The sequence below is a fragment of the Nocardioides dongkuii genome, assembly GCF_014127485.1.
GTDB lineage: Bacteria > Actinomycetota > Actinomycetes > Propionibacteriales > Nocardioidaceae > Nocardioides > Nocardioides dongkuii.
This window is the reverse complement of the sequence record NZ_CP059903.1, coordinates 3871463-3895173: the sequence shown is the minus strand read 5'-3', so window position 1 is coordinate 3895173 and position 23711 is coordinate 3871463. Positions and strand designations below refer to the sequence as shown.

The 23711-nt window shown below is 74.0% G+C and carries 24 protein-coding genes; 16 read left to right on the top strand and 8 right to left on the bottom strand.

Translation table 11 applies throughout. The annotated features are described in order from the left end of the window. The first annotated feature begins 16 nt into the window (after positions 1-16). Positions 17-841, top strand: coding sequence for a hypothetical protein (locus H4O22_RS18840; RefSeq protein ID WP_182524836.1), 825 nt, complete (start codon positions 17-19; stop codon positions 839-841). A 69-nt stretch (positions 842-910) separates the two neighbouring features. Here the strand turns inward: H4O22_RS18840 and H4O22_RS18835 are convergent, their stop codons facing one another. Next, a complete protein-coding gene (locus tag H4O22_RS18835) occupies positions 911-1393 on the bottom strand; it encodes a DUF2867 domain-containing protein (RefSeq protein ID WP_182524835.1) in 483 nt (160 codons plus the stop codon). A 92-nt stretch (positions 1394-1485) separates the two neighbouring features. On the opposite strand from H4O22_RS18835, the gene fbaA reads away from it, so the two are divergent. From fbaA to H4O22_RS18820, 3 genes are read left to right on the top strand one after another with little or no spacing between them, the layout of a single operon-like run. Further along, on the top strand, positions 1486-2517 hold the full coding sequence (gene fbaA, locus H4O22_RS18830; protein WP_182524834.1) for a class II fructose-bisphosphate aldolase: 1032 nt from the start codon (positions 1486-1488) through the stop codon (positions 2515-2517). A gap of 30 nt (positions 2518-2547) precedes the next feature. Continuing rightward, positions 2548-4239 (top strand): alpha/beta hydrolase, encoded by a 1692-nt coding sequence (locus H4O22_RS18825; protein WP_182524833.1) that lies wholly within the window; start codon positions 2548-2550, stop codon positions 4237-4239. Between the two features lie 37 nt (positions 4240-4276). Next, the gene (locus H4O22_RS18820; RefSeq protein WP_182524832.1) at positions 4277-4696 is read left to right on the top strand and encodes a DUF3151 domain-containing protein; all 420 of its coding nucleotides are present in this window, start codon (positions 4277-4279) and stop codon (positions 4694-4696) included. Here the strand turns inward: H4O22_RS18820 and H4O22_RS18815 are convergent. Further along, positions 4693-5586, bottom strand: a complete 894-nt coding sequence (locus tag H4O22_RS18815; protein ID WP_182524831.1) for a LysR family transcriptional regulator — start codon at positions 5584-5586, stop codon at positions 4693-4695. The genes H4O22_RS18820 and H4O22_RS18815 overlap by 4 nt on opposite strands. A gap of 101 nt (positions 5587-5687) precedes the next feature. On the opposite strand from H4O22_RS18815, the gene H4O22_RS18810 reads away from it, so the two are divergent. After that, complete coding sequence (locus tag H4O22_RS18810) at positions 5688-6659, top strand: YeiH family protein (RefSeq protein WP_182524830.1); 972 nt, start codon at positions 5688-5690, stop codon at positions 6657-6659. A 299-nt stretch (positions 6660-6958) separates the two neighbouring features. Here H4O22_RS18810 and lysS read toward each other — a convergent pair whose 3' ends face one another. Next, the gene (gene lysS, locus H4O22_RS18805) at positions 6959-8686 is read right to left on the bottom strand and encodes a lysine--tRNA ligase (RefSeq protein ID WP_182524829.1); all 1728 of its coding nucleotides are present in this window, start codon (positions 8684-8686) and stop codon (positions 6959-6961) included. Positions 8687-8800: 114 nt separating this feature from the next. On the opposite strand from lysS, the gene H4O22_RS18800 reads away from it, so the two are divergent. Next, complete coding sequence (locus H4O22_RS18800) at positions 8801-9790, top strand: helix-turn-helix transcriptional regulator (protein WP_182524828.1); 990 nt, start codon at positions 8801-8803, stop codon at positions 9788-9790. A 5-nt stretch (positions 9791-9795) separates the two neighbouring features. Here H4O22_RS18800 and H4O22_RS18795 read toward each other — a convergent pair whose 3' ends face one another. Then, entirely contained in the window at positions 9796-10725 is a 930-nt protein-coding gene (locus H4O22_RS18795; protein ID WP_244963026.1) for a diacylglycerol/lipid kinase family protein, read from the bottom strand. A gap of 144 nt (positions 10726-10869) precedes the next feature. Here H4O22_RS18795 and H4O22_RS18790 point away from each other — a divergent pair, with 144 nt between their 5' ends. Genes H4O22_RS18790 through purB form a run of 3 tightly spaced genes read left to right on the top strand, consistent with a single transcriptional unit; the run spans position 10870 to position 14896 of the window. Beyond that, entirely contained in the window at positions 10870-12168 is a 1299-nt protein-coding gene (locus tag H4O22_RS18790; protein ID WP_182524827.1) for an adenylosuccinate synthase, read from the top strand. Between the two features lie 23 nt (positions 12169-12191). Further along, positions 12192-13436 carry a phosphoribosylamine--glycine ligase gene (gene purD / locus H4O22_RS18785; RefSeq protein ID WP_182524826.1) on the top strand — a complete coding sequence of 415 codons (1245 nt, stop codon included), beginning with the start codon at positions 12192-12194 and terminating at the stop codon, positions 13434-13436. 29 nt (positions 13437-13465) lie between these two features. Continuing rightward, positions 13466-14896 carry an adenylosuccinate lyase gene (purB, locus tag H4O22_RS18780; RefSeq protein WP_182524825.1) on the top strand — a complete coding sequence of 477 codons (1431 nt, stop codon included), beginning with the start codon at positions 13466-13468 and terminating at the stop codon, positions 14894-14896. Here purB and H4O22_RS18775 read toward each other — a convergent pair. After that, a complete protein-coding gene (locus H4O22_RS18775) occupies positions 14844-16271 on the bottom strand; it encodes an MFS transporter (protein WP_244963025.1) in 1428 nt (475 codons plus the stop codon). The two genes, purB and H4O22_RS18775, sit on opposite strands and share 53 nt — an antisense overlap. 47 nt (positions 16272-16318) lie before the next feature. On the opposite strand from H4O22_RS18775, the gene H4O22_RS18770 reads away from it, so the two are divergent. The 4 genes from H4O22_RS18770 to H4O22_RS18755 are packed head-to-tail and all read left to right on the top strand — an operon-like array spanning position 16319 to position 19851. Continuing rightward, the gene (locus tag H4O22_RS18770; protein WP_182524824.1) at positions 16319-16930 is read left to right on the top strand and encodes an antibiotic biosynthesis monooxygenase; all 612 of its coding nucleotides are present in this window, start codon (positions 16319-16321) and stop codon (positions 16928-16930) included. Positions 16931-16940: 10 nt separating this feature from the next. Continuing rightward, the gene (locus H4O22_RS18765; RefSeq protein ID WP_182524823.1) at positions 16941-17825 is read left to right on the top strand and encodes a phosphoribosylaminoimidazolesuccinocarboxamide synthase; all 885 of its coding nucleotides are present in this window, start codon (positions 16941-16943) and stop codon (positions 17823-17825) included. Beyond that, on the top strand, positions 17825-18235 hold the full coding sequence (locus tag H4O22_RS18760) for an SRPBCC family protein (protein WP_182524822.1): 411 nt from the start codon (positions 17825-17827) through the stop codon (positions 18233-18235). Before H4O22_RS18765 ends, H4O22_RS18760 begins: the two co-directional genes overlap by 1 nt. Before the next feature lie 56 nt (positions 18236-18291). Beyond that, on the top strand, positions 18292-19851 hold the full coding sequence (locus tag H4O22_RS18755; RefSeq protein ID WP_182524821.1) for a long-chain-fatty-acid--CoA ligase: 1560 nt from the start codon (positions 18292-18294) through the stop codon (positions 19849-19851). 16 nt (positions 19852-19867) lie between these two features. On the opposite strand, the gene H4O22_RS18750 is transcribed toward H4O22_RS18755, so the two are convergent. Continuing rightward, positions 19868-20377 carry a YflT domain-containing protein gene (locus tag H4O22_RS18750; protein WP_182524820.1) on the bottom strand — a complete coding sequence of 170 codons (510 nt, stop codon included), beginning with the start codon at positions 20375-20377 and terminating at the stop codon, positions 19868-19870. Positions 20378-20413: 36 nt separating this feature from the next. Here H4O22_RS18750 and purS point away from each other — a divergent pair, with 36 nt between their 5' ends. The 3 genes from purS to H4O22_RS18735 are packed head-to-tail and all read left to right on the top strand — an operon-like array spanning position 20414 to position 21788. Next, positions 20414-20683 carry a phosphoribosylformylglycinamidine synthase subunit PurS gene (gene purS, locus H4O22_RS18745; RefSeq protein ID WP_182524819.1) on the top strand — a complete coding sequence of 90 codons (270 nt, stop codon included), beginning with the start codon at positions 20414-20416 and terminating at the stop codon, positions 20681-20683. Then, entirely contained in the window at positions 20680-21348 is a 669-nt protein-coding gene (gene purQ, locus H4O22_RS18740; RefSeq protein WP_182524818.1) for a phosphoribosylformylglycinamidine synthase subunit PurQ, read from the top strand. Before purS ends, purQ begins: the two co-directional genes overlap by 4 nt. Beyond that, on the top strand, positions 21345-21788 hold the full coding sequence (locus tag H4O22_RS18735; protein ID WP_182524817.1) for a DUF3817 domain-containing protein: 444 nt from the start codon (positions 21345-21347) through the stop codon (positions 21786-21788). The genes purQ and H4O22_RS18735 overlap by 4 nt, the downstream gene beginning before the upstream one ends. Positions 21789-21955: 167 nt before the next feature. Here the strand turns inward: H4O22_RS18735 and H4O22_RS18730 are convergent, their stop codons facing one another. Next, positions 21956-22828 carry an HNH endonuclease gene (locus H4O22_RS18730; RefSeq protein ID WP_182524816.1) on the bottom strand — a complete coding sequence of 291 codons (873 nt, stop codon included), beginning with the start codon at positions 22826-22828 and terminating at the stop codon, positions 21956-21958. A 78-nt stretch (positions 22829-22906) separates the two neighbouring features. Then, positions 22907-23266 (bottom strand): hypothetical protein, encoded by a 360-nt coding sequence (locus H4O22_RS18725; RefSeq protein WP_182524815.1) that lies wholly within the window; start codon positions 23264-23266, stop codon positions 22907-22909. Positions 23267-23711 lie beyond the last annotated feature (445 nt).

The window sequence follows — 23711 nt, the reverse complement described above, 5'->3', positions numbered from 1 at the left end:
ATCCACAACTTTGCCGATGCAGCGGGCCGCCGCCGGGACCGAGACTCCGACGGTGGTGCGGTGGCGGTCGGTGCTGGTGACGGGCGTTGCCGTGCTCTCGATGGCCGGGCCCGAGGCCGGGTCGGCGGCCGACGGACTGGTCGAGGTCCGGGACGGCGCCGTCCTCGGCGGTGCGGGACTCGAGCCGGGCTCCTCCGAGACCAGCGTCGTGACGATGAGCAACCCGTCCCGCGAGCCGGCGGCGATGAGCCTGTCGGTGCGGGTCACCTCCGAGGACGAGAACGGCTGCCTCCCGGCGGAGACGCGCGCGGCGGGGGAGGACTGCGAGGCCGACGGCGGAGAGCTCGGGGACTGGCTGGAGGTCGCCGTCGTCCAGGACGGGGTCCCGGTGTGGTCCGGACCGCTGACCGCTCTCGAGACGGCGCGGCGTCTCCCCGGCCGGCTCGCGCCCGGGCGGTCGGGGGAGGTGGAGCTGAGGATCGGCCTGCCCCTCGGGGCCACGAACGAGGTGATGACCGACCGCCTGGTCTTCGACCTGGTCGTGAGCGCCACGACCGAGACGGGGGACGTCGGCGACGCCATCTCCGCCGGGGTCTCCGCCGGGGGAGCCGGGGGCGCCGGGGTCTCCGCCGGGGGCGCCCAGGCCGGCTCGGGCGACGCCGGGACGGGAGCTGCCGTGCCGGGCGCCGTCGCGGCCGGCGGGCACGGAGCGGATCGGGCCGCGGCCCCCGAGCAGGCCTGGGTCGGCGCCGGTGGCGCCCGCTGGCTGCTGCTCGCGCTGGCCGGCGGCGGCGTGGTGGCGGGTGCCGGCGCACTCCGTTCGGTGCGTCGAGGGCGCTGAGGGCCGGCGAGCCCCCGACGCCCGCCGGCCACGTCGCGCTCCCGCGCGTGTCCTGGTACCCAGTTCCGCTCAGGTTCCACGGCGTACGTCGGCGAGCAGCCGGCGCTGGGCGAGCTCGGTGACCACCTCGCGCGCCGCCAGGTCGGTCACCAGGTAGGCCCGCCCGAGCACGCCGGCCGGCGCGAACGAGACCCGCAGCGTGATCCGGCACCGGTCCTCGGCGAGCGGGGTCACGCCCGCCTCCAGGCGCACCTCGCCCGGGGCGCGCACGTCGGCGCGCAGCACCAGGCGACGCGCGTCGTGGTTGGCCTCCTCGACGACCCAGAACCCCGCGCGGTCACCCGTCGTCAGGACCGGCGTCCCGGGTGGTCGCCAGCGGTGGCCCGCGCCGCCGAGCGCGCGGTCCACGCCGGCGCGGACGACGAACGGCGTGGCGTCGGCGTACCACTGCGGGCGGTCCTGCCCGCTGGCCACCACCCGCCAGGCCGCGGATGCGGCGACCGGCACCTCGCTGCTGCGGGTGGAGGAGCGCAGGGCCGGGCGGCGACGCATGTCGGCGAGCGTACGTCGGCACCCTTCGGGCGACCGGCCGGAAGCGACTAGGGTGACGGGCACGCCCGCCGATCCGCCGAGGAGCCCCGCAGATGCCCATCGCGACCCCTGAGAAGTACGCCGAGATGCTCGACGCCGCGAAGGGCGCGGCCTACGCGTTCCCCGCGATCAACGTCTCGTCCTCGCAGACCCTGAACGCCGCGCTCAAGGGCTTCGCCGACGCCGGCTCCGACGGCATCATCCAGGTCTCGACCGGCGGCGCGGAGTACCTCTCCGGCCCCTCGGTCAAGGACATGGTCACCGGCTCCGTCGCGTTCGCGGCGTACGCCGCCGAGGTCGCGAAGAGCTACCCCGTCAACATCGCGCTGCACACCGACCACTGCCCGAAGGACAAGCTCGACGGCTTCGTCCGGCCGCTGCTCGCGATCTCCGCCGAGCGGGTCGCCCGCGGCGAGGCGCCGCTGTTCCAGTCGCACATGTGGGACGGCTCCGCGGTGCCGCTGGAGGAGAACCTGGTGATCGCCGAGGACCTCCTCGAGCGCTGCATCCAGGCCAAGATCATCCTCGAGATCGAGGTCGGCGTCGTGGGCGGCGAGGAGGACGGCGTGGCCCACGAGATCAACGACAAGCTCTACTCCACCCCCGCCGACGCCATCGCGACCGCCAAGGCCCTGGGGTACGGCGAGCGCGGCTACTACATGACCGCGCTGACCTTCGGCAACGTGCACGGCGTCTACAAGCCCGGCAACGTCAAGCTCCGCCCGAGCGTGCTCAAGGACGCCCAGGACGCGGTCGTCGGCGAGTTCGGCCTCGAGGCCGGCAGCAAGCCCTTCCACCTGGTCTTCCACGGCGGCTCCGGCTCCACGGCCGAGGAGATCGCCGAGGCGGTCGGCTACGGCGTCGTGAAGATGAACGTCGACACCGACACCCAGTACGCCTTCACCCGCCCGGTCGCCGACCACATGCTGCGCAACTACGACGGCGTGCTCAAGGTCGACGGCGAGGTCGGCAACAAGAAGCAGTACGACCCCCGCGCCTGGGGCAAGGCCGCCGAGGCCGGCATGGCCGCGCGGGTCGTCGAGGCGTGCGAGCACCTGAGCTCCGCGGGCAAGTCCATCGGCTGATTCCCCTCCTCCGCCCCTAGGGTGCGGAGCGTGCCGATCCGTTCCGGGCTCCGCGCCCTGTCGTCCTTCGCCGCGCTCGCCGGCGTCCTGCTGGTCCTGCTGCCCGCGTCGGGGCCGGTGACCGCCTCGGCCCCGGCCGCCGGCCGACCGGTCTCGGACCGGCCGGCCGCCGGGGCGCAGGTCGCCCGGGCGCCGCTGCCGGCGCTGCGGTGGGGCCGTTGCCGCTCCGATGAGAGCGGCAGCGCCAGTGGCCGGGAGAGCGGCCGGGCCGCCGGGATCCGGCAGCGGACCACCTGCGCCGACATCTGGGTGCCGCTGGACTACGACCGCCCGCACGGCGCCCGCACCCGGCTGCACCTCGCCCGGGTGGCGGCCGTGCGTCCGGGCGCCCGGATCGGCACCCTGTTCGTGAACCCGGGCGGGCCCGGCGGGCCCTCGGCGGAGTTCGCGGGGTACGCAGCCCACCTGCTCGGCGACCGCGTCCAGGCCCGCTTCGACGTCGTCGGCATCGACCCGCGCGGGACCGGCGGGAGCGGTGAGGTGAGCTGCCGCGGCCCGCGCCCGCGGTCCCTCCCGGCCTACCCGCGGACCACCGAGGAGATCGCCGCCCAGCTGCGCAGCGACGCCCGGGTGCGCCGGGCCTGCCGCCGCGCCGCCACCCCGTTGACCGACCACGCCAGCACCGCCGACAACGCCCGCGACATGGAGCTGGTCCGGCGGGCGCTGCGGGAGCGGCGGATCAGCTACCTCGGCATCTCCTACGGCACCTACCTCGGCGCGACGTACGCCGCGATGTTCCCCGACCGGATCCGCGCGATGGTCGTCGACGGCGTCCTCGACCCGGTGGCCTGGTCGACGGGCGAGCCGGGCTCCCGCGACCCGTTCTCGACCCGCGTCCGCAGCGGTGCCGGCTCCCACGAGGCGCTGATGGCGGCCCTCGCCGAGTGCGCGAGGGTCGGCGAGCAGCGGTGCCCGATCGCCGCCGCCCCGCAGGAGACCTGGGAGCGGGTGCTCGCCCGCGCGGCCGCGCGGCCGATCCGGATCGAGGGCGAGAGGGTCTCCGACCGGGACCTGATCTCCCTGGTCACCAGCCTGCTCTACGACGCCTCGGCCGTCCCGCTGATCCTCGAGTACGTCGACGAGCTCGACCGGGCCGCCTCGGCACCGGCGGGCGCCCGCCGCAGCACCCGGTTGCTCGACCTGCACCGCCGGGTCGCGACGGTGCACGAGCGGCGCGCGGCCGGTGGGCCCTGGACCGCCCCGGCCGGGCGCCGCGTCGGGGTGCAGTCGCCTGCCGTGATGTGCAGCGACAGCCGCAACCCCGATCGTCCCCGGGCCTGGGTGCGCGCGGCGGCCCGGGCGGACCGGGAGGCCCCCGGCTTCGGACCGCTGTGGACCTGGGTGTCCTCGCTGTGCGCCCGCGAGGGCATCGGCTCCGGTGCCGACTCCTACCGCGGGCCGTGGCGCACCCGCACGGCGTACCCCCTGCTCGTGGTGGGCAACAGCCACGACCCGGCGACGCCGATCAGCGGCGCCCGCCGGGTGCACGGGCTGTTCGCCGGCTCGCGGCTGGTGACCTACGACGGCTGGGGCCACGGCGCCCTCGGCACCGGACGCTGCGCGCGCCGGACGATGGCCGGCTACCTCGTCGGCCGAGAGCTGCCCGCGGCGGGCAAGGTCTGCCCCGCGCCGCCGTTGTTCGCGAAGCCGCCGCGGGGGTAGGGCGACCCGGCCGCGGCGCGGCGTGGACACTGGGGTCATGAGTCACGTCGACCTGATGGCCGGTCCGCCCCCCACCCACCTCCCCGCCGACCCGGCGAGCGCCGAGCTGACCGACGGCGTCGACCCCGTCGACGTCGTACGCCGCCACCCCGACTCGCCGCTCGCCTGGGCGACGCTGGCCGTGGCGGCCGTCGACGACGGCCTGGACCCGGTGACCGTCTACGCCTACTCGCGCGTGGGCTACCACCGCAGCCTCGACCTGCTGCGCCGCAACGGGTGGAAGGGCCACGGCCCGGTGCCGTGGGAGCACGAGCCGAACCGCGGGTTCCTCACCTGCCTCGCGCTGCTCGCGCAGGCCGCGAAGGCGATCGGGGAGACCGCCGAGTGGGAGCGCTGCTCGGAGTTCCTGCGCGACTCCAGCCCGACGGCGTACGACGAGCTGCTCGGCTCGGTCTAGTCCCTGGCGATCCGGACGAGCTCGGCGGCGGGCCCGTCCGGACGGCGCTCGGGCAGCCACACCGCCCGCAGCGCGCGGGTGAGGTCCAGGCCCTCGACCGGCACCGGCACCAGCTGACCGGTCGCCACCTCGCCGGCCACCGCCAGCTCGCTGAGCACGGCGGCCGCCTCGCCCTCGGCGGCGGTCGCCTTGAGCGCCGCGGTGCTGGCCAGCTCGAGGCGGGAGCGGTCCAGCGCCACGCCGGCCCGGGTCAGCGCCCGCTCCAGGGTCTCCCGGGTGCCCGACCCGGTCTCGCGCAGCACCAGCGCGGCCCCGGCGAGCTCGGCGGCGCGCACCGGCGTACGCCGGCGGGCCCACGGGTGGCCGGGCCCCACGACGACGACCAGGGTGTCGCGGGCGACCGTCGTCGACGCGACCGTGCGCGGCACCGTCGGCGACTCCACGAACCCCAGCGGCACCGTCCCGCTCGTCACCAGCTCGAGCACCTCGCCGGAGTTGCCGACGTCCAGGCTGACGTGCAGGTCGGGGTGGGTCCGCCGGAACCGCGCCAGCCACCGGGGCGCGAGGTGCTCGGCGACGGTGAGGCTCGCGGCCACGGTCAGGTGCGCGGCCCGCGCGGCGGCCAGCGAGCGGGCCCCGAGGGCGACCCGGTCCATCGCCGCGACCGCGTCGCGCGCCCAGGCGACCACCACCTCGCCCTCGGTGGTCAGCCGCGACCCGCTCGGCGTGCGGACCAGCAGCGTGAGGCCGAGCTGGCGCTCGAGCCGGGCGAGGGCGCGGCTGGCGTTGGGCTGGGCCATGCCGACCCCTCGGGCGGCGGCGCCCAGCGACCCGGTCTCCGCGACCCGGACGAGCAGGTCGAGCGCGGTGAGATCGGGTCGGGAGGTCATGCGTTGACGATATGCCCTGCACTTCGCTCATATCAACAGCGCATGGGCTGAGGCTCGACTGACGGCTACCGCGACGGGCGCGGGCGGGGGAGCCTGGGAAGGTGCCCTCCCGTGTCCTGCCCGCGCTGCCCGGGCTGCTGCTCGCCGCCGCCGGCGGGGCGGCGGCGGTGCTGGTGCACGCCCGGGTGCCGCTGCTCGGGGCGACGCTCGTCGCGGTCGTCGCCGGGCTGGCCGTCGGCGCCGCGGGGCTGCCGGGCGCGTCGCTGCGTCCCGGCCTGCGGGTCGCCTCGCGGCAGGTGCTGCGCGTCGGGGTCGCGCTGCTCGGGCTGCAGCTCGCGCTCGACGACGTGACCGCGCTCGGCTGGCCGGTGCTGGCGGTCGCGGCCGGGGTCGTCGGGCTCGGCATCCTCGGCACCCTCGCGCTGGCCCGCCTGCTCGGGGTGGACCGTGAGCAGGCGCTGCTGGTCGCGTGCGGGTTCTCGATCTGCGGCGCGGCCGCGGTCGCCGCGGTGGACGGCGTACGCCGCTCGCGGGACGAGGACGTCGCCGCCGCGGTCTCCCTGGTGGTGGTCTTCGGCAGCGCGGCGATGCTGGGGCTCCCGGCCGCGGCCCTGCTGCTCGGTCTCGACCCGGTCGGCGCCGGCGCCTGGGCCGGCGCGTCGGTCCACGAGGTCGGTCAGGTCGTGGTCGCCGGGGGGCTGCTCGGCGGCGCCGCGCTCCAGGTGGCGGTCGTGGTCAAGCTGGCGCGGGTGCTGCTGCTCGCGCCGGTGCTCGCCGTGGTGTCCTGGCGGACCCGCGCGACCGGCCCCGGGACGCGTCCGCCGCTCGTGCCGGCGTTCGTGGTCGCCTTCGCGGTGCTCGCCGCGGCCCGCAGCGCGTCCGTCGTACCGCCCGTGGCGCTGGAGGCCGCCTCGGTCGTGCAGTCCGCGGCGCTGGCCACGGCGATGTTCGCGCTCGGCTGCTCGGTCGACGTGCGGGTGCTGCGGCGCACCGCCCGGCCGCTGCTGGGGCTGGCCGCGGGCGCGACCGCGCTGGTGACGCTGGTCGGCCTGCCCGCGGCGTACCTGGTGTGAGCGCCGGTGTGTCCCTGCCAGGTCCGCGCGCAGCCTGACGACCGGATCTGGCGACACCAGCTGGCCGAGGAGGTCACCACCGCCAGCTGTAACGCGGTGTCCACCACTCTTGCGCGGTGCCGCAGCACCGCAGGAGTGCAGCAAACACCGCGTTACATGCGCGGCGCAGCCCGCCGGCAGCCGTCCGCTCCGTCCACGGCTCGCCCCCGGGCACGTCGACGGTCCGGACGCGATAGGTACGTTCGGCTACGTCAACGGAGCGTCGACCCCGACCTCCGCGCTCGGCCTCCTGCCAGGACTCACCCCGCCGGCGGGCGGAGCAGCGAGCGGACCTTCTCCGAGCCGAGCGCGAGGAACAGCGTGGGCAGGCGCGGGCCGCGCTCGGCGGAGACGAGCAGCTGGTAGAGCAGCCGGAAGAAGCGCTTCTGGTCGGCCTTGACCTCGTCGGTCGGCGGGTCGTCGAGGCCCAGCCCGCGGCCGAGCTTGGGGACGCCGTAGATCAGGGTCGTGAGCTCGTCGGCGTCCGGCTCGTCGGGGAGCCGGTCGAGGAGCTGGGCCAGCCAGAGCTCCTCGTCCTCGTCGAGGGCGGCGAGCCGGTCCTCGTCGGGCGTCGCCCGCACCGTGGTGCGCTCGGACTCCGGCACGTAGTCAGCGGTCCAGGTCATCGCCCGGCCCAGCCGCGGCTGGAGGTCGTCGACCGAGTCGTGGGCGTACCCGACCTCGCCGACGATCCGGCTGACCAGCTCGGCGCTCCCCGCGGTCACGTCGGCGACCGACGAGAGCTGGCGGAACGGGACGACGACCTTCGGCGTCGGCAGCCTGCCCGCGGCCGCGGTCGCGGACGCGCGCTCGAAGGCGAGCACCTGCGCGTCGCGCTTGTCGGGGTTCGCGGCCTTGCGGGCGAGCGCGTCCCACTCGTCGTACAGGCGCACGACCTCGGCGCCGAAGTCGACGTTGAAGGCCTGCTTGGGCTGGCGGCGCACGTAGAGCCAGCGCAGGATCGGCGCCTCGAGCACCTGCAGCGCGTCGGCCGCGGTCGGGACGCCGCCGCGGGAGGAGGACATCTTCTGCATGCCGGCCACGCCGACGAACGCGTACGTCGCCGACGAGGGCGCGCGGAAGTCGAAGACCCGCTTCACGACGTCCTTGCCGACCGTGTACGACGACCCGGGGGTCATGTGGTCCAGGCCGGCGGGCTCGAAGTCGACGCCCTCGACCATCCAGCGCATCGGCCAGTCGACCTTCCAGACCAGCTTGCCCTCGTGCTCGGTCGCGACGTTGGTGCTGCCGGCGTACCCGCAGGACGAGCAGGTGTAGGCGAGGTCGGTCGAGTCGTCGTCGTACGCCGTGACCTCGACGGTGTCGCGGCCGCACTGGCGGCAGTAGGGCTTGTACGGGAACCGGGCGAGGTCGCCGGAGCCGCCCGCCGTCACCTCGTCCTCGGCGTCGGCGACCGAGTCGGCGAGCGCCGCGGCCTCCTCCTCGGACTCGGCGACCGGCTCGACCTTCTTGGTGCGGTGCTGGGCGAGCACCCGCTCGATGTCGTCGCGGTGCCGGATCGCGTGCAGCACCTGCTCGGTGTAGGCGCCCGCCCGGTAGCGCTCGGTCTGGGAGACCTCCTCCATCTCGACGCCGAGCTCGCGGAGCGCGTGCTGCAGCGGCTCCTTGAAGTGCTCGGCCCAGGACGGGTGGCAGTCCCAGGGGTCGGGGACGGCGGACAGCGGCCGGCCGATGTGCTCGGACCAGGAGGGGTCGACGCCCGCGGGCACCTTGCGGAACCGGTCGAAGTCGTCCCAGCTGTGCAGGTGGCGGACCGCGTGGCCGCGGCGGCGGATCTCCTCGGCGACGAAGTGCACGGTGAGGAACTCGCGCAGGTTGCCCAGGTGGATCGGGCCCGACGGGCTGGCGCCGGACGCGCAGGTGATCAACCGGTCCTCGGGACCGGTCTGCCGCGCGTGCCGGATGGCGTCGTCGGCCGCGCGGGTCACCCAGTCGGTGGGCTCGCCCTGGTTGCTGCCTCGTGCCATCGGTGCCTGCGCTCCTGCTCTGCTCGTGCTCGCTCGGGGGTCCTGCTGGTCCGACCGGCCACGCTACTAGAGCGCCTGTGGAGAAAGGGGGTGCGGGAGCCGTACGTTGCGGGCATGGCCCGTGGTGCACCGTCCTCGCTGATGACCGCCCTGGGGTTCCCGCGATCGGTCCAGGTGCTGTACGACCAGGTGCTGACGCAGTCCGGGCGGGAGCTGGTGTCGGTCGCCCAGTCGCTCGGGGTCACGCCGGAGGAGCTGGAGCGGCGGCTCCGGCCGTTGCTCGAGCACCGCATCGCGAGCATCGACGGGACCCGGCTGCACCTGGTCGGCCCGGTCGAGGCGGTCGGCGCGATGCTGAGCGAGACGGCGGCGTCGGCGGCCCGGGCGCACAGCCAGCTCGCCGCGGTCGCCACCGCGATCCCGTTCCTCACCGCCTCGCGGAACCCGCACGCGGACCCGGGCTCCGAGGTCGTCCCGCTGGACGGCGAGCTGAGCGCGGGAGGCGACGTGGGCGCCCTGGTGCAGGCCCTCGTGCCGGCCAGCCGCGGGGACCTGCTCTGGCTGCGCCCCGACCAGTTCCGCAAGCAGCGCGAGGAGGCGATGGCCGCCATGGTCGGCGCCGCCGTCGCCGAGGGTCGCCGTTCCCGGGCCATCTACCCGGTGCGCGCGGTGACCGAGGTCCCCGAGATCCTGGCGCACCGGGCCGCGGTCGGGGAGGAGGTCCGGGTCCTGCCGGAGCTGCCCACCCGGATGCTGGTCATCGGCGCCACGCACGCCCTGCTCCCCGAGCCGCTGGGGTACGTCGAGACCCCCCGCGCGCTCATCCGGCAGCGCGGCGTGGTCCAGGCGCTGACGCTCTGGTTCGAGGCGCTCTGGGAGCGCGCGGCCCCGGTGACCGGGCTCGACGGCGGCGACGCGCGGCCCGACGTACGCCGGTTCCTGCTCGAGCAGCTCGCCTCCGGGGCGCAGGACGAGCAGATCGCCCGGCGGCTCGGCGTCAGCCTGCGGACGGTGCGCCGGCGGGTCGCCGACCTGCTCGCGGAGCTGGGCGCGGAGAGCCGGTTCCAGGCGGGCGTCGAGGCGGCCCGCCGCGGCTGGATCTGAGCGGGTCAGGCGTCGCGCGGCCCGGCCGGCAGCAGCATCGAGTACGCCGCGGGCTCGACGTGCCAGGTGCGGGTGCGCTCGGGTCCGAAGACCTCGCCGTCGGCGCTGCACCAGAACTCCTCGCCGCTGACCGACACCGTCGACCCGCGCAGGTACGCGACGTCGTCGCGCTCCGGGTGCGTGCCGCGGAGCAGCCCCGCGACGTACCCGAACCGCGCCAGCGGGCCGATGGCCATCGAGACCATCACGTCGATCTTCCCGTCGCGCGCGTCGGCGTGCGGGACCAGCTCGGTGCCGCCGCCGACGTGCGACCCGTTGCCGACCGCGACCATCAGCACCGGGTGGTCGAAGTCGGAGACCACCTGCCCGTCGACCTCGACCCGGACCCGCACGAACGGCGGCTTGAACGCCGCCAGCAGGGCGCCGATGGGGTAGCCGAGCTTGCCGAGGTTGAGGGAGCCGACGCCGACCGAGTGCAGGCGGTCCTTCCAGCGGCCGCCGAGCCGGCTGGCCTGCGCGCCGGCGCCGATGTGCACGCTGTTGACGACGACCTCGCCGAGCTCGTCGACGATGAGGTCCATCGGGGAGACCCTGCCGTCCAGCACGACGCGGGCGGCCTCCTCGACGTCGAGGGGGAGCCCGTTGCCGCGGGCGAAGTCGTTGCCGGTGCCGAGCGGCAGCACCCCGAGCACGGAGCCGTGCAGGTCGTGGCGGCGGTAGAGCGCCGCGATCACCGCGTGCAGGCTGCCGTCGCCGCCGGCGACCACGATCCGGCGGGACCCGGCCCGGGTGAGGGCGCCGTCGAGCTCACCGGGGTTGGCGGTGGCCGCGACCTCGACGGAGGTGCGCTCGCGCAGCACCGCCAGCGCCCGGTCGAGGGTCTCCTCGTCGTCGGGGCCGGCGTCGCTGTTCCTGATCACGAGGAGCGGGTCCACGCGGCGGACCCTATCCCGACGACGTGGGGACGCCCGGTCGTCTTTGGTAACGTGACTGCGCAAGAGCTCCGGTGCACTTGCGCCGGGGCTCCTTTTCATGTGCCCAGTTCCATGGGTCGAGTTCTCTGCCGAGAGGGAGCAGGAATGCCTGCGATCGCGATCATCGGTGCCCAGTGGGGCGACGAGGGGAAGGGCAAGGCGACCGACCTCCTCGGGAGCCGTGTCGACCACGTGGTGAAGTTCAACGGCGGCAACAACGCCGGTCACACCGTCGTCATCGACACCCCGGACGGGCAGCGCGAGAAGTACGCCCTGCACCTGCTCCCCAGCGGCATCCTCAGCCCGAACGTCGTCCCCGTGATCGGCAACGGCGTCGTGATCGACATCGAGGTGCTGTTCCAGGAGCTCGACGCGCTGTCGGCGCGCGGCGTCGACGTCAGCCGCCTCCAGGTCAGCGCGAACGCGCACGTGATCGCCAGCTACAACCGCACCCTCGACAAGGTCACCGAGCGGTTCCTCGGGAGCCGCCGGCTCGGCACCACCGGCCGCGGCATCGGCCCGACGTACGCCGACAAGATGAACCGCGTCGGCATCCGGGTCCAGGACATCTTCGACGAGAAGATCCTCACCCAGAAGGTCGAGGGCGTGCTGGAGCTGAAGAACCAGGTGCTCTCCAAGATCTACAACCGCCGCGCCGCCACGGTCGAGGCCGTCGTCGAGGAGCTGCTCGAGTACGCCGAGCGGCTGCGGCCGATGGTCGCCGACACCGGGCTGCTGCTCAACCAGGCGCTCGACCGGGGCGAGACCGTGCTCCTCGAGGGTGGCCAGGCGACCCTGCTCGACGTCGACCACGGCACCTACCCCTTCGTGACCTCCTCCTCGGCCACCGCCGGCGGCGCCTGCACCGGCTCGGGGATCCCGCCGTCGCGCCTGGACCGGGTCGTCGGCATCGTCAAGGCGTACACGACCCGCGTCGGCGAGGGCCCGTTCCCCACCGAGCTGTTCGACGACTTCGGCGCCCACCTCAGCAAGGTCGGGGCCGAGTTCGGCGTCACCACCGGCCGGCCGCGCCGGTGCGGCTGGTACGACGCGGTGATCGCCCGCTACGCCGCGCGCGTCAACGGCGTCACCGACTTCGTGCTCACCAAGCTCGACGTGCTGACCGGCCTGGAGCAGGTCCCGGTGTGCGTGGCGTACGACGTCAACGGGGTGCGCCACGACGAGATGCCGGTGAACCAGACCGACTTCCACCACGCCAAGCCGATCTACGAGTACCTCCCCGGCTGGTGGGAGGACCTCAGCGACGCGCGGTCCTTCGACGACCTGCCCAAGAACGCGCGTGACTACGTGCTCGCCGTGGAGCAGATGTCCGGCGCGCGGATCTCGGTCGTCGGGGTCGGCCCGTCGCGGGCCGCGACGGTCGTTCGGCACGAGCTGGTCTGAGAACGCCACTAGGCTCCACGCCCGTGAAGACCCTCGTCATCGGCTCCGGCGGCCGCGAACACGCCCTGGCCCGCGCCCTCGCGCTCGACCCGGGCGTCACGGAGGTGCACGCCGCCCCCGGCAACCCGGGGACCGCCACCGTCGCCACCCTGCACGAGGTCGACCCGATGGACGGCGAGGCGGTCGCCGCGCTGGCCCTCGACCTCGAGGTGGACCTGGTCGTCGTCGGCCCGGAGGCGCCGCTGGTCGCCGGCGTCACCGACGCGGTCACGGCGCGCGGGATCCCGGTCTTCGGGCCGACCGCCGCGGCGGCGCGGCTGGAGGGGTCCAAGGCGTTCGCCAAGGAGGTCATGCAGGCGGCCGGCGTGCCGACCGCCCGGGCGCGGCTGTGCACCACCCTCGAGGAGGTCGAGGCCGCGCTCGACGACCTCGGCTCGCCGTACGTGGTCAAGGACGACGGGCTCGCCGCCGGCAAGGGCGTCGTGGTGACCGAGGACCGCGCCGCCGCGCTCGAGCACGCCGGGCAGTGTGGGCGGGTCGTGGTCGAGGAGTACCTCGACGGTCCCGAGGTCTCCCTGTTCGCGATCACCGACGGCCGCACGGTCTACCCGCTGCAGCCGGCGCAGGACTTCAAGCGGATCGGCGACGGCGACGAGGGCCCGAACACCGGCGGGATGGGCGCCTACACGCCGCTGCCCTGGGCCCCCGCGGACCTGGTGGACGAGGTGCTCGCGACGGTGCTGCAGCCGACCGTCGACGAGCTCGCGAAGCGGGGGACGCCGTTCGCCGGGCTCCTGTACGCCGGCCTCGCCCTCACCGCCGCCGGCACCCGGGTCGTGGAGTTCAACGCACGCTTCGGCGACCCCGAGACCCAGCCGCTGCTCTCGCTCCTGGACTCGCCGCTGAGCCCGCTGCTCCTCGGCGCCGCGACCGGCACCCTCGACGAGGTGCCGCCGCCGTCGTGGCGGAGCGGCTCGGCGGTCGGCGTCGTGATGGCGAGCAAGGGCTACCCCGAGAGCGCCAGCCGCGGCGACGTGATCACCGGCATCGAGGACGCCGAGGCGCTCCCCGGCGTGCACGTCATCCAGGCCGGCACCGCCACGGAGGGCGGTCGCCTCGTCACCGCCGGCGGGCGGGTGCTCGCCGTCGTCGGCAACGGGCCCGACCTGGCCGCCGCCCGCGCCGCGGCGTACGCCGGGGTCGCCGTGGTGGAGTTCCCCGGCGCGCAGCACCGCACGGACATCGCGCAGGCGGCGGCGTCCGCCTGACGCTGCTGGGCGTGGGAGGATCGGGCACCGTGACTGTCCCCAACGTCCTCGCCACCCGGTACGCCGGGGCCGACCTCGCCGCGATCTGGTCGCCCGAGCACAAGATCGTCCTGGAGCGGCAGCTGTGGGTCGCGGTGCTCCGCGCGCAGCGCGACCTGGGCGTCGAGGTGCCCGACGGCGTCGTCGAGGCCTACGAGGACGTCGTCGCGCTGGGGGAGAAGGGCGTCGACCTCGCCTCGATCGCCGCGCGCGAGCGGGTCACCCGGCACGACGTGAAGGCGCGCATCGAGGAGTTCGCGGCGCTCGCCGGGCACGAGCACATCCACAAGGGGATGACCTCCCGCGACCTCACCGAGAACGTCGAGCAGCTGCAGGTGCGCCAGTCGCTGACGCTGCTGCGCGACCGCACCGTCGCCACGCTGGCCAGGCTCGGGCGGCTCGCCGCCGAGCACCAGGCCACGGTGATGGCCGGGCGCAGCCACAACGTGGCCGCGCAGGCGACCACGCTCGGCAAGCGGTTCGCCACCGTCGCCGACGAGATGCTCCTCGGGCTGGAGCGGGTCGAGGACCTGCTCGCCCGCTACCCGCTGCGCGGCATCAAGGGCCCGATGGGCACCGCCCAGGACATGCTCGACCTCCTCGACGGGGACGGCGACCGGCTCGCCGAGCTCGAGCAGCGGGTCGCCGCCCACCTCGGCTTCGAGCGGGTGCTCACCAGCGTCGGCCAGGTCTACCCGCGCTCGCTGGACTACGACGTGGTCACCGCCCTCGCCCAGCTCGTCGCCGGCCCCTCCAACCTCGCCACGACCATCCGGCTGATGGCCGGCAACGAGGTGGTCACCGAGGGCTTCAAGGAGGGCCAGGTCGGCTCCTCGGCGATGCCGCACAAGATGAACAGCCGCTCCTGCGAGCGCGTCAACGGTCTTGCGGTCGTCGTCCGCGGCTACGTCTCGATGATCGGCGAGCTCGCCGGCGACCAGTGGAACGAGGGCGACGTCTCCGACTCCGTCGTCCGCCGCGTCGCGCTCCCGGACGCGTTCTTCGCCACCGACGGGCTGTTCCAGACCTTCCTCACCGTGCTCGACGAGTTCGGCGCGTTCCCCGCGGTGATCCAGCGCGAGCTGGACCGCTACCTGCCGTTCCTCGCCACCACCAAGGTGCTGATGGCCGCGGTCCGCAACGGCGTCGGCCGCGAGGCCGCGCACGAGGCGATCAAGGAGGCCGCGGTCGGCACCGCGCTCGACATGCGCCGCGGGCAGGCCGAGAACGACGTGTTCGCCCGGCTCGCCGCCGACCCCCGGCTGGGGCTCACCGCCGACCAGCTCGCCGGCCTGGTCGCCGAGCCGATCACCTTCACCGGCGCGGCGGTCGACCAGGTCCAGGCCGTCGTACGCCGAGTGGCCGAGGTCACCGAGCGGCACCCGGCCGCGGCGGCGTACGTTCCGGGCGCGATCCTCTAGCCCGCACGGCGGTGACCAGCGCCAGGCTCAGCACCACCAGCGCGGTCAGCAGCGCGACCCGCAGCCCGTGGTCGGCCGAGCGGGCGGCGCCGACCTGGTAGGCGGTCATCAGCAGCGCGGCGCCGATCGCGGAGCCGATCCGCTGCCCGGTCTGCAGGGCGCCGCCGGCGGCGCCGCCCATCCGCGGCGGCACGTCGGCGAGGGTGAGGGTGAAGTTCGGCGAGACCACCGCGCCGCCGCCCAGCCCCGCCACCAGCAGCAGCGGGACCAGTGCCCACCACAGCTCCCCGACGCCGCGGCCCGGGACCAGCAGGGCCACGCCCAGCACGCCGGTCATCATCACGACCAGCGCGACCACGGTGAGCGCCCGGCCGGCGCGGGACACCAGGCGGCCCGCGAGCGGGCTGGTGATCGCCGACCCGACCGCGAACGGCGTGATCAGCGCACCCGCGGCGAGCGGCGAGAGGCCGCGGCCGTCCTGCAGGAACACCGAGAGGACCAGGAACACCCCGGTGAAGCCGGTGAAGTACAGCGACCCCACGGCGAACCCGTTGGCGAAGCCGGGCAGGCCGCGGAGCAGGGCGACGTCGAGCAGCGGCGGCTGCTCGCGCCGGGCCCGACGGCGCTCCCAGGTCGTGAAGGCCCACAGCAGCGGCGGGAACCCGACCAGCAGCACCAGCGGCAGCCGGGCGCCGCCCTCGACGCTGACCAGCGGGTAGAGCAGGCACAGCACCGCGCCGCCCAGCAGCAGCGCGCCGACCACGTCGATGCCGGCGCCCTCCTCGCGCGTGCCCGGGGGCCGGCCCGGCACCAGGCGGAGCACGGCCAGCGCGGCGACCAGCCCGATCGGCACGTTGATCAGGAACAGCCAGCGCCAGCCGTCGTCCTCGCCGGCGACCGCGATGATCAGGCCGCCCAGGAGCGGACCGGTGGCGGAGGCGAGCGAGACGACCAGCCCGAAGAGGCCGAACGCGCGCGCCCGCTCCTCGCCGCGGAACAGCTGTTGGATCAGGCCCGAGTTCTGCGGCGTCAGCAGCCCCGCGCAGGCGCCCTGCGCGAGCCGGGCGACGACCACCAGCGCGGCGTTCGGCGCGAACCCGACCGCGGCGCTGGCCAGCACGAACCCGGCCAGCCCGACCAGCATCATCCGGCGGCGGCCGTAGGCGTCGCCGAGCCGGCCTCCTGCGACCAGGGTCAGCCCGAACGCGAGCGCGTAGCCCGACACCACCCACTGCACGGTGCCGGCCGAGGTGTCCAGGCCGGTGCGCATCGACGGGATCGCGACGTTCACGATCGTCACGTCCAGCAGCGACATGAACCCGACCACGAGGGAGACGCCCAGGATCCGCCACCGGCGCGGGTCGGGCTCGTCCACCCGCCCTCGGTGCCCAGCGGGATGCCCCAGCACGCGAGAATGGCTCCATGAGCACCGCCACCACCACGACCGCCGCACCCGTCACCGTCTCCATCACCCGCCACCTCGACCCCGGCCACGAGGCCGAGATGCTCAGCTGGGTCGAGTCCGGCGTGACGCTGGCGCAGCGGTTCCCGGGGTTCCTGGGCGCCGGCTGGGTGCGACCCGAGCCGGGCTCGGAGGAGTGGCACATGCTCTACCGCTTCGCCGACCCCGACGCGCTGCTCGCCTGGGAGCAGTCGCCGCAGCGCCAGTGGTGGCGCTCCTCCGCGGTCGGTCTCGGCGTGGTCGAGTCGCGGATGGAGCGCCGTACCGGCATCGAGGGCTGGTTCGACGAGCCGACCACCCAGGACGTCAGCGACCTCCGCACGGCCCCCACCCCGCCGCCGCGGTGGAAGCAGATGGTCGTGATCTTCATGGTCTTCTTCCCGCTGAGCCTGAGCGTCAACTGGGGCTCCGGCCAGCTCGTCCCCGGCTGGCCGCTGCCGCTGCGGGTGTTCGCGTCGGTGCTGGTGATGACCCCGGTGATGACCTACGTGGCCCTGCCGTGGATGACCCGGCGGATGGAGTGGTTCCTGCACCCGCGCTCCGGCCGCCGCGGGTCGACCGCAGGGTCCTAGGCTGGCGACCGTGGCCGACCCCAACATTCCCGACGCCCCTGCGATCGAGGGGGCCGTCCACGTCCACTCGGGCAAGGTGCGCGACCTCTACGAGCTGCCGGGCGGCGAGCTGCTGATGGTCGCCAGCGACCGGATCTCGGCGTACGACTTCGTGCTCGCCACGACCATCCCCGACAAGGGCGAGATCCTCACCCGGATGTCGCTGTGGTGGTTCGACCGGCTGGCCGACCTGGTGCCCAACCACGTGCTCTCCACCGACGTGCCGGACGCGGTGCGCGGCCGCGCCGTCGTCTGCGAGCGGCTCGAGATGTTCCCCGTCGAGTGCGTCGTGCGCGGCTACCTCACCGGCTCCGGGCTCGCCGACTACCGCGCCACCGGCGAGGTCTGCGGGATCCCGCTCGAGCCGGGGCTCGAGGACGGCAGCCGGCTGCCGCACCCCGTGTTCACCCCGGCCACCAAGGCCGCGGTCGGCGACCACGACGAGAACGTGTCGTACGACGCCGTCGTCGCCGAGGTCGGCGCCGACGCGGCCGAGCGGCTGCTCGACCTGAGCCTGCGGGTCTACGCGCGGGCCGAGGAGATCGCCCGCGACCGCGGCATCGTGCTCGCCGACACCAAGATGGAGTTCGGCCGCCGCGCCGACGGCACCACCGTGCTCGGCGACGAGGTGCTGACCCCCGACTCGTCCCGCTTCTGGCCCGCCGACGAGTGGCAGCCGGGCCGCACCCAGCCCTCGTTCGACAAGCAGGTGGTCCGCAACTGGCTGACCTCGCCGGAGTCCGGGTGGGACCGGTCGAGCGGCGCGCCGCCGCCCCCGCTCCCGGCGGAGGTCGTCGAGCGCACCCGCTCGCGGTACGTCGAGGCCTACGAACGGCTCACCGGCGAGACGTTCTGATGGTGCACTTCCCGGTGCCGCCCGAGGTCGCGTTCGACTACCTCGTCGACCCCGCCCACCGGCCCGCCTGGCAGTCCAGCCTGGCGCGGGTCGAGTCGGTCACCGACGGTCCCGCCGTCGGCCAGACCTGGGTCGACGTCACCGCGCCCGGCCCGCGGCCCCGGATGGAGACCACCGTCCTGGACCGGCCGCACCGCTGGACCGAGCGCGGCACCTGGCGCTCGTTCACGGCCGAGCTGACGCTGGAGTTCGCACCGGCGCCCGGCGGCTGCGAGGTGGAGGTCGCGGGCCTGCGACTGACGGCGACGGGGCTCGCCGCGCCCGTCGCGCGTGCCCTCGCGGCGGCGGCCCCGGTCGCCGTACGGTCCGACCTGCGGCGCGCCGCGACCCTGCTGGCCGACCGCGCGTGAGCGGTTGCCGACCGCTGAGTAGGTTGGCCCCCACCCGTTCGTGATGGAGGCCACCTGTGTCGTACAACCTGTCGTCCCTGCTGGAGAACAGCGCGAAGAGCTACCCCGACCGGGACGCGATCGTCCTCGGTGACACCCGGCTGACGTACGCCGCGGTGGACTCGTTCGCCAACATGGTCGCCAACCTGCTGGTCGCGCGCGGGATCCGGCCCGGCGACAAGGTCGCGCTCAGCTGCCCGAACCTGCCGTACTTCTCGGTCGTCTACTTCGGCATCCTCAAGGCCGGCGCGACCGTCGTCCCGCTCAACGTGCTGCTCAAGGGCCGCGAGATCGCCTACCACCTCGGCGACTCCGACGCGAAGGCCTACTTCTGCTTCCAGGGCACCCCCGAGCTGCCGATGGCCCAGGAGGGGTACGCCGGGTTCGGCGAGGCCGACGGGTGCGAGCACTTCTTCGTGATCACCGCCGACCTGGCCGCGCCGTCCCCGATCGAGGGCACCGAGACGATGGCCCAGGCGATGGGCGGCCAGCCGGGCGAGTTCACCTCGGTCGAGACCGACGAGGACGACACCGCGGTCATCCTCTACACCTCCGGCACCACCGGCCAGCCGAAGGGCGCCGAGCTGCGGCACCGCAACATGCGCGACAACGCGCTGCTGGGGGAGAGCCTGTTCGGCGCGAGCGCCGAGAGCCCCGACACGTTCCTGTGCGTGCTGCCGCTGTTCCACTCCTTCGGGCAGACCGTCATCCAGAACGGCGCGTTCGCCTACGGCGGCACCGTCGTGATGCTGCCGCGCTTCGAGGCGCAGCCGGCGCTGCAGCTGATGCAGCGCGAGCAGGTCACCTTCTTCGCCGGCGTCCCCACGATGTACTGGGGCCTGCTCGGCGCGCTCGACGACTCGGTCGACGTCGAGAAGATCGCGGGCAGCCTGCGGATCGCGGCCGCCGGCGGATCGGCGCTGCCGGTCGAGGTGCACAAGGACTTCGAGCGCAAGTTCGGCGTCACGATCCTCGAGGGCTACGGGCTCTCCGAGACCTCCCCGGTCGCGTCGTTCTCGACGTACGGCGAGCCGCCGCGCGTCGGCTCGATCGGCGTCCCGGTGCCCGGCGTGGAGATGAAGCTGATCGCCCCCGACAGCTGGGCGGAGATCGAGGCCGGTCCCGACGCGGTCGGCGAGATCGCGATCAAGGGCCACAACATCATGAAGGGCTACCACGGCCGCCCGGACGCGACCGCCGAGGTGATCGAGGACGGCTGGTTCCGCTCCGGCGACCTCGCCCGGCGCGACGAGGACGGCTGGTACTACATCGTCGACCGGTCCAAGGACCTGATCATCCGCGGCGGCTTCAACGTCTACCCGCGCGAGATCGAGGAGGTGCTGATGACCCACCCCGACGTCTCGCTCGCCGCCGTCATCGGCGTCCCGCACGAGAGCCACGGCGAGGAGATCAAGGCGTACGTCATCCTCAACGACGGCGCCACGGCCACGCCCGAGGAGCTCGTCGCGTGGGGCAAGGAGCAGATGGCGACCTACAAGTACCCGCGCCAGGTCGAGGTCGTCCCCAGCCTGCCGATGACCGCCACCGGCAAGATCCTCAAGCGCGAGCTCAGCTGACCCCGCGGCGGTCGCCTCAGAACGGGTCGGGGCGACCGCCGGGGAGCTCGGCGAGCAGCTCGCGGGCCCGGGCGGCCCCCTTGTGCTCGACCAGCACCTCGTAGCGGGTCGCGACGATCTGGGCGACGGAGGAGAAGTCGCGCGTGCCGCGGGTCGTGGCGTACCCCACCAGCGCCCAGATGAGGCCGAACAGCGCGCCGACGAGGACCGTCGACAGCACGGTGGCGAACACGCTGTCCTCGGTGAAGATCATGAACAGCACGCCGACGAAGAGGCCGAGCCAGGCGCCGGACAGCAGGCCGCCCAGGGCGACCCGGCCGGTGGTGAGCCGGCCGGTGATCCGCTCGAGGCGCTTGAGGTCGGTGCCCACGATCATGCACTGCTCGACGGGGAACGCGCGGTCGGCGAGGTGGTCGACGGCCCGCTGCGCGGAGGCGTAGTCGTCGTACACGGCGAGGGACTGCGGGAACTCCAGCCCGACCGGGGATTGCCCGGCTGCGGAGCCAGGGCCAGTGGGGATGCTCATACGGCCCAGTCTGCCCGGCCCGCCTAGAATGAGGCCATGCCTCGAGTCGTGGTCGACGTCATGCCCAAGCCCGAGATCCTCGACCCCCAGGGCAAGGCGGTCCTCGGAGCGCTGCCCCGGCTGGGGTTCTCCGGGATCACCGACGTCCGGCAGGGCAAGCGGTTCGAGCTCGAGGTCGCCGGCGAGGTGACCGACGAGGTCCTGGGCCGCGTGCACGAGATGGCCGAGACGCTGCTGTCCAACCCGGTGATCGAGAGCTACACCGTGCGGGTCGAGTCCGCGGACGGCGCCGAGGTCCTCGCGTGAAGGTCGGCGTCGTCACCTTCCCCGGCTCGCTCGACGACGTCGACGCGCAGCGCGCGGTCCGCATCGGCGGCCACGAGGCGGTTGCGCTCTGGCACGGCGACCACGACCTGCGCGGCGTCGACGCGGTGGTGCTGCCCGGCGGCTTCTCGTACGGCGACTACCTGCGCTGCGGCGCGATCTCCCGCTTCTCGCCCGTGATGACCGAGGTCGTCGCGGCGGCCGGCCGCGGGATGCCCGTGCTCGGCATCTGCAACGGCTTCCAGATCCTCTGCGAGTCCCACCTGCTTCCCGGCGCGCTGATCCGCAACCAGCGGCAGAAGTTCCTCTGCCTCGACCAGCGGCTGCGGATGGAGAACACCTCCACGCCCTGGACCTCGGCGTACGAGGAGGGCCAGGAGGTCGTGATCGCGCTCAAGAACGGCGAGGGCTCCTTCGTCGCCGACACCGAGACGCTCGACCGGCTCGAGGGGGAGGGCCAGGTCGTCGCGCGGTACGTCGGCGAGAACCCCAACGGCTCGCTGCGCGACATCGCCGGCATCGCCAACGAGCGCGGCAACGTCGTGGGCCTGATGCCGCACCCGGAGCACTCCGTCGAGGAGCTCACCGGCACCGGCACCGACGGGCTCGGGTTCTTCACCTCGCTCGCCGCGGCGGCGTTCGCATGAGCCCGCTCCGGTTGTTCCGCACCGTCGCGGTCGCCGAGGCGATCACCTGGGCGCTGCTGCTGGGCGGCATGTTCCTCAAGTACGTCACCGAGACCACCGAGCTCGGCGTCCGCATCGGCGGCATGCTGCACGGCGCGGTCTTCATCGCCTACTGCCTGACCACCGTGCTCGTCGCCGTCGACCAGCGCTGGTCGCTGGGGCGCACCGTCGCCGGCCTCGCCTGCTCGGTGCCGCCGTTCGCCACCATCCCGTTCGACCGGTACGCCGAGCGGCGCGGGCTGCTGGGCAGCTCCTGGCGGCTGCGCGAGGTGCCCCCGGCCACGGCGCCGGAGAAGGTCGCCGGCTGGCTGATCCGCAAGCCGGCCCAGGGTGCCGCCGCCGGCGTCGCCGCCGTCGCCGTGCTCTTCGGCGTCGCGCTGCTCGTCGGCCCGCCGGTCTAGGTCTCGCTACGTCCCCTCGGTGGTCGAGTAGCGAGCGTCCCCTCGGTGGTCGAGTAGCGAGCGCATCGAGACCCCGCCGAGTCGGCGCTTGTGTTCGCGGCTCTGAGGGTCTGGACGTGCCGGTGCCCCGCCGTGTGGTGCGTACGGCGGGGTCCGGGGCTGGGTGGTCAGGTTTCGTTCGGATCGGCCTGGGTGCCGGTGTGGTCGCGGATGAAGATCAGTCCGTGCGGGCTGCGCCATCGGAAGGTGGTCTCGTCGAGGGCGACGTAGGTCCAGCGGCCATGCGTCTTCACGCGGTGGTGTCTTCGGCACAGGGGCGCGGTGTTGCAGGAGCAGGTGGTGCCGCCGCGTGACGCGGCAGTGACGTGGTCGCAGTCGGCCTTGCGTCCGGGTCTGGTGCACCAGGGGAAGACGCAGGTGTGGTGGAGCAGGACTTGGCGTTCCCGGAGCCGGTCGGGGACTTCGTAGGCGGTCGTCGCGATGTGGCCGGTGAGGTCGATGACCGGCTTGACGACCACCTGGGTGTCGGGGTTCGCACACCACGCCTTGACCTGCTCGACGTCGATGAAGGAGCGGGTGTTCTCGATCCGCGCCAGGAACAGGCCGCCTGACTCACCAGTGCCGCCGCTGATCGCGGCGGCGGCGAGGTGCGCGTGCAGCACCACCTGGCGGGGCATGGCCCGCTTCGAGCGCTTCGCCTCCGCTTCGGGTTGGTCGGTGTTCAGCTCGAGGGCGAGCTGGCGGCGGGCCAGGTCGCCGGCGGCCATGGAGCGCCGTACGTCGAGCGAGGCGTCGTTGCCGAGGTCGGCCAGTTCTGCGGCGCCGCGCGTCACCGCGGCGTCAAGGTCGATCGCGTCGGCCAGGTCCAGGACACCCTCGACGCTGATGGTGCCGTCGTAGGAGACCTGGTGGGTGTCGATGTCGAAGTGCCGCCCGTCGGCGGCCGCGAGGCGGCGTTCGCGGGCTTCGTCGGGGTCGAACCGGACCCTCGCTTCCTCGATCAGCCGGTCCAGGGCGGCGATGCCGATCTTGTGCGCCACCGGGGCGACGTGCCGGTCGACATAGGCCGCACCATCCAGTGGCAGGGAGATGGTCTGTTGTGCGATCCGGCGGGCCTTCTACGCCGGCAGGTCACCGGACTGGACCCGGGTCCACACGCGGCGGAGCCGGTGGGCCAGCTCGACGGCCTCACCGAGGTAGCAGGCGCCGGCGTCGGTGGTGATGCCCATCGCGGCCGCGAACTCGCACACGCTGAACTCCGCGACCATCGGCGCACCCTCGCCGGCGACCATCAGCTCGCCCTCGGTGCCGGGCACCACCGCCGCCAGATAGGAGTCACGCTCGTCGACGGAGTGGATCCCCGCCCACGCCACCGCCGCGGCAAGCAGGTCAGCAGCGGCCTGGTGCTCGACCTGCCGACGCTCGCGCACCCGGGACAGCACGTCGGCTGCGGTGTCGAGAACGGGGGCGGTGGTCATGCCCTCATTCTATTCGAACATCTGTTCGAAGAAAAGGGTGGGAAAGGGGCTTGTGGACGCAACTTTCTCGTTGGTCGAGCAGAGACGAAGTCCCGGTGTCGAGACCCGGTGAGCTGCCCGGAGTGGTGAGGGCTGCTTGTCGGCGTACGGGGTTTCGACATCGCTCAGGCGCCAGGGCGCCTTCGCTGCTCAACCACCGGGGGTCGGCGCTCAGGCGGACACAAGCGCCGACTCGGCGTACCGGGTCCTCTCGACGCGCTCCGCGCTGGCTCAACCGTCGTTGGTCGAGCAGGGACGAAGTCCCGGTGTCGAGACCTGGTGAGCTGCCTCGGGCGTTGGATGGAGGCTGCTTCTCGGCGTGCGGGGTTTCGACATCGCTCGTCGCTGGCGCTCCTCGCTGCTCAACCACCGGGGGCCGGCGCTCGCGCGGGACACAAGCGCCGAC

Coding starts and splice junctions, on each gene's coding strand:
- H4O22_RS18760 (WP_182524822.1), top strand. CDS start 17,825: ATGGTGCACTTCCCGGTGCCGCCCGAGGTCGCGTTCGACTACCTCGTC.
- fbaA (WP_182524834.1), top strand. CDS start 1,486: ATGCCCATCGCGACCCCTGAGAAGTACGCCGAGATGCTCGACGCCGCG.
- H4O22_RS18820 (WP_182524832.1), top strand. CDS start 4,277: ATGAGTCACGTCGACCTGATGGCCGGTCCGCCCCCCACCCACCTCCCC.
- H4O22_RS18815 (WP_182524831.1), bottom strand. CDS start 5,586: ATGACCTCCCGACCCGATCTCACCGCGCTCGACCTGCTCGTCCGGGTC.
- purS (WP_182524819.1), top strand. CDS start 20,414: ATGCCTCGAGTCGTGGTCGACGTCATGCCCAAGCCCGAGATCCTCGAC.
- lysS (WP_182524829.1), bottom strand. CDS start 8,686: ATGGCACGAGGCAGCAACCAGGGCGAGCCCACCGACTGGGTGACCCGC.
- H4O22_RS18840 (WP_182524836.1), top strand. CDS start 17: ATGCAGCGGGCCGCCGCCGGGACCGAGACTCCGACGGTGGTGCGGTGG.
- H4O22_RS18735 (WP_182524817.1), top strand. CDS start 21,345: ATGAGCCCGCTCCGGTTGTTCCGCACCGTCGCGGTCGCCGAGGCGATC.
- H4O22_RS18750 (WP_182524820.1), bottom strand. CDS start 20,377: ATGAGCATCCCCACTGGCCCTGGCTCCGCAGCCGGGCAATCCCCGGTC.
- H4O22_RS18790 (WP_182524827.1), top strand. CDS start 10,870: ATGCCTGCGATCGCGATCATCGGTGCCCAGTGGGGCGACGAGGGGAAG.
- H4O22_RS18770 (WP_182524824.1), top strand. CDS start 16,319: ATGAGCACCGCCACCACCACGACCGCCGCACCCGTCACCGTCTCCATC.
- H4O22_RS18835 (WP_182524835.1), bottom strand. CDS start 1,393: ATGCGTCGCCGCCCGGCCCTGCGCTCCTCCACCCGCAGCAGCGAGGTG.
- H4O22_RS18725 (WP_182524815.1), bottom strand. CDS start 23,266: ATGACCACCGCCCCCGTTCTCGACACCGCAGCCGACGTGCTGTCCCGG.
- H4O22_RS18800 (WP_182524828.1), top strand. CDS start 8,801: ATGGCCCGTGGTGCACCGTCCTCGCTGATGACCGCCCTGGGGTTCCCG.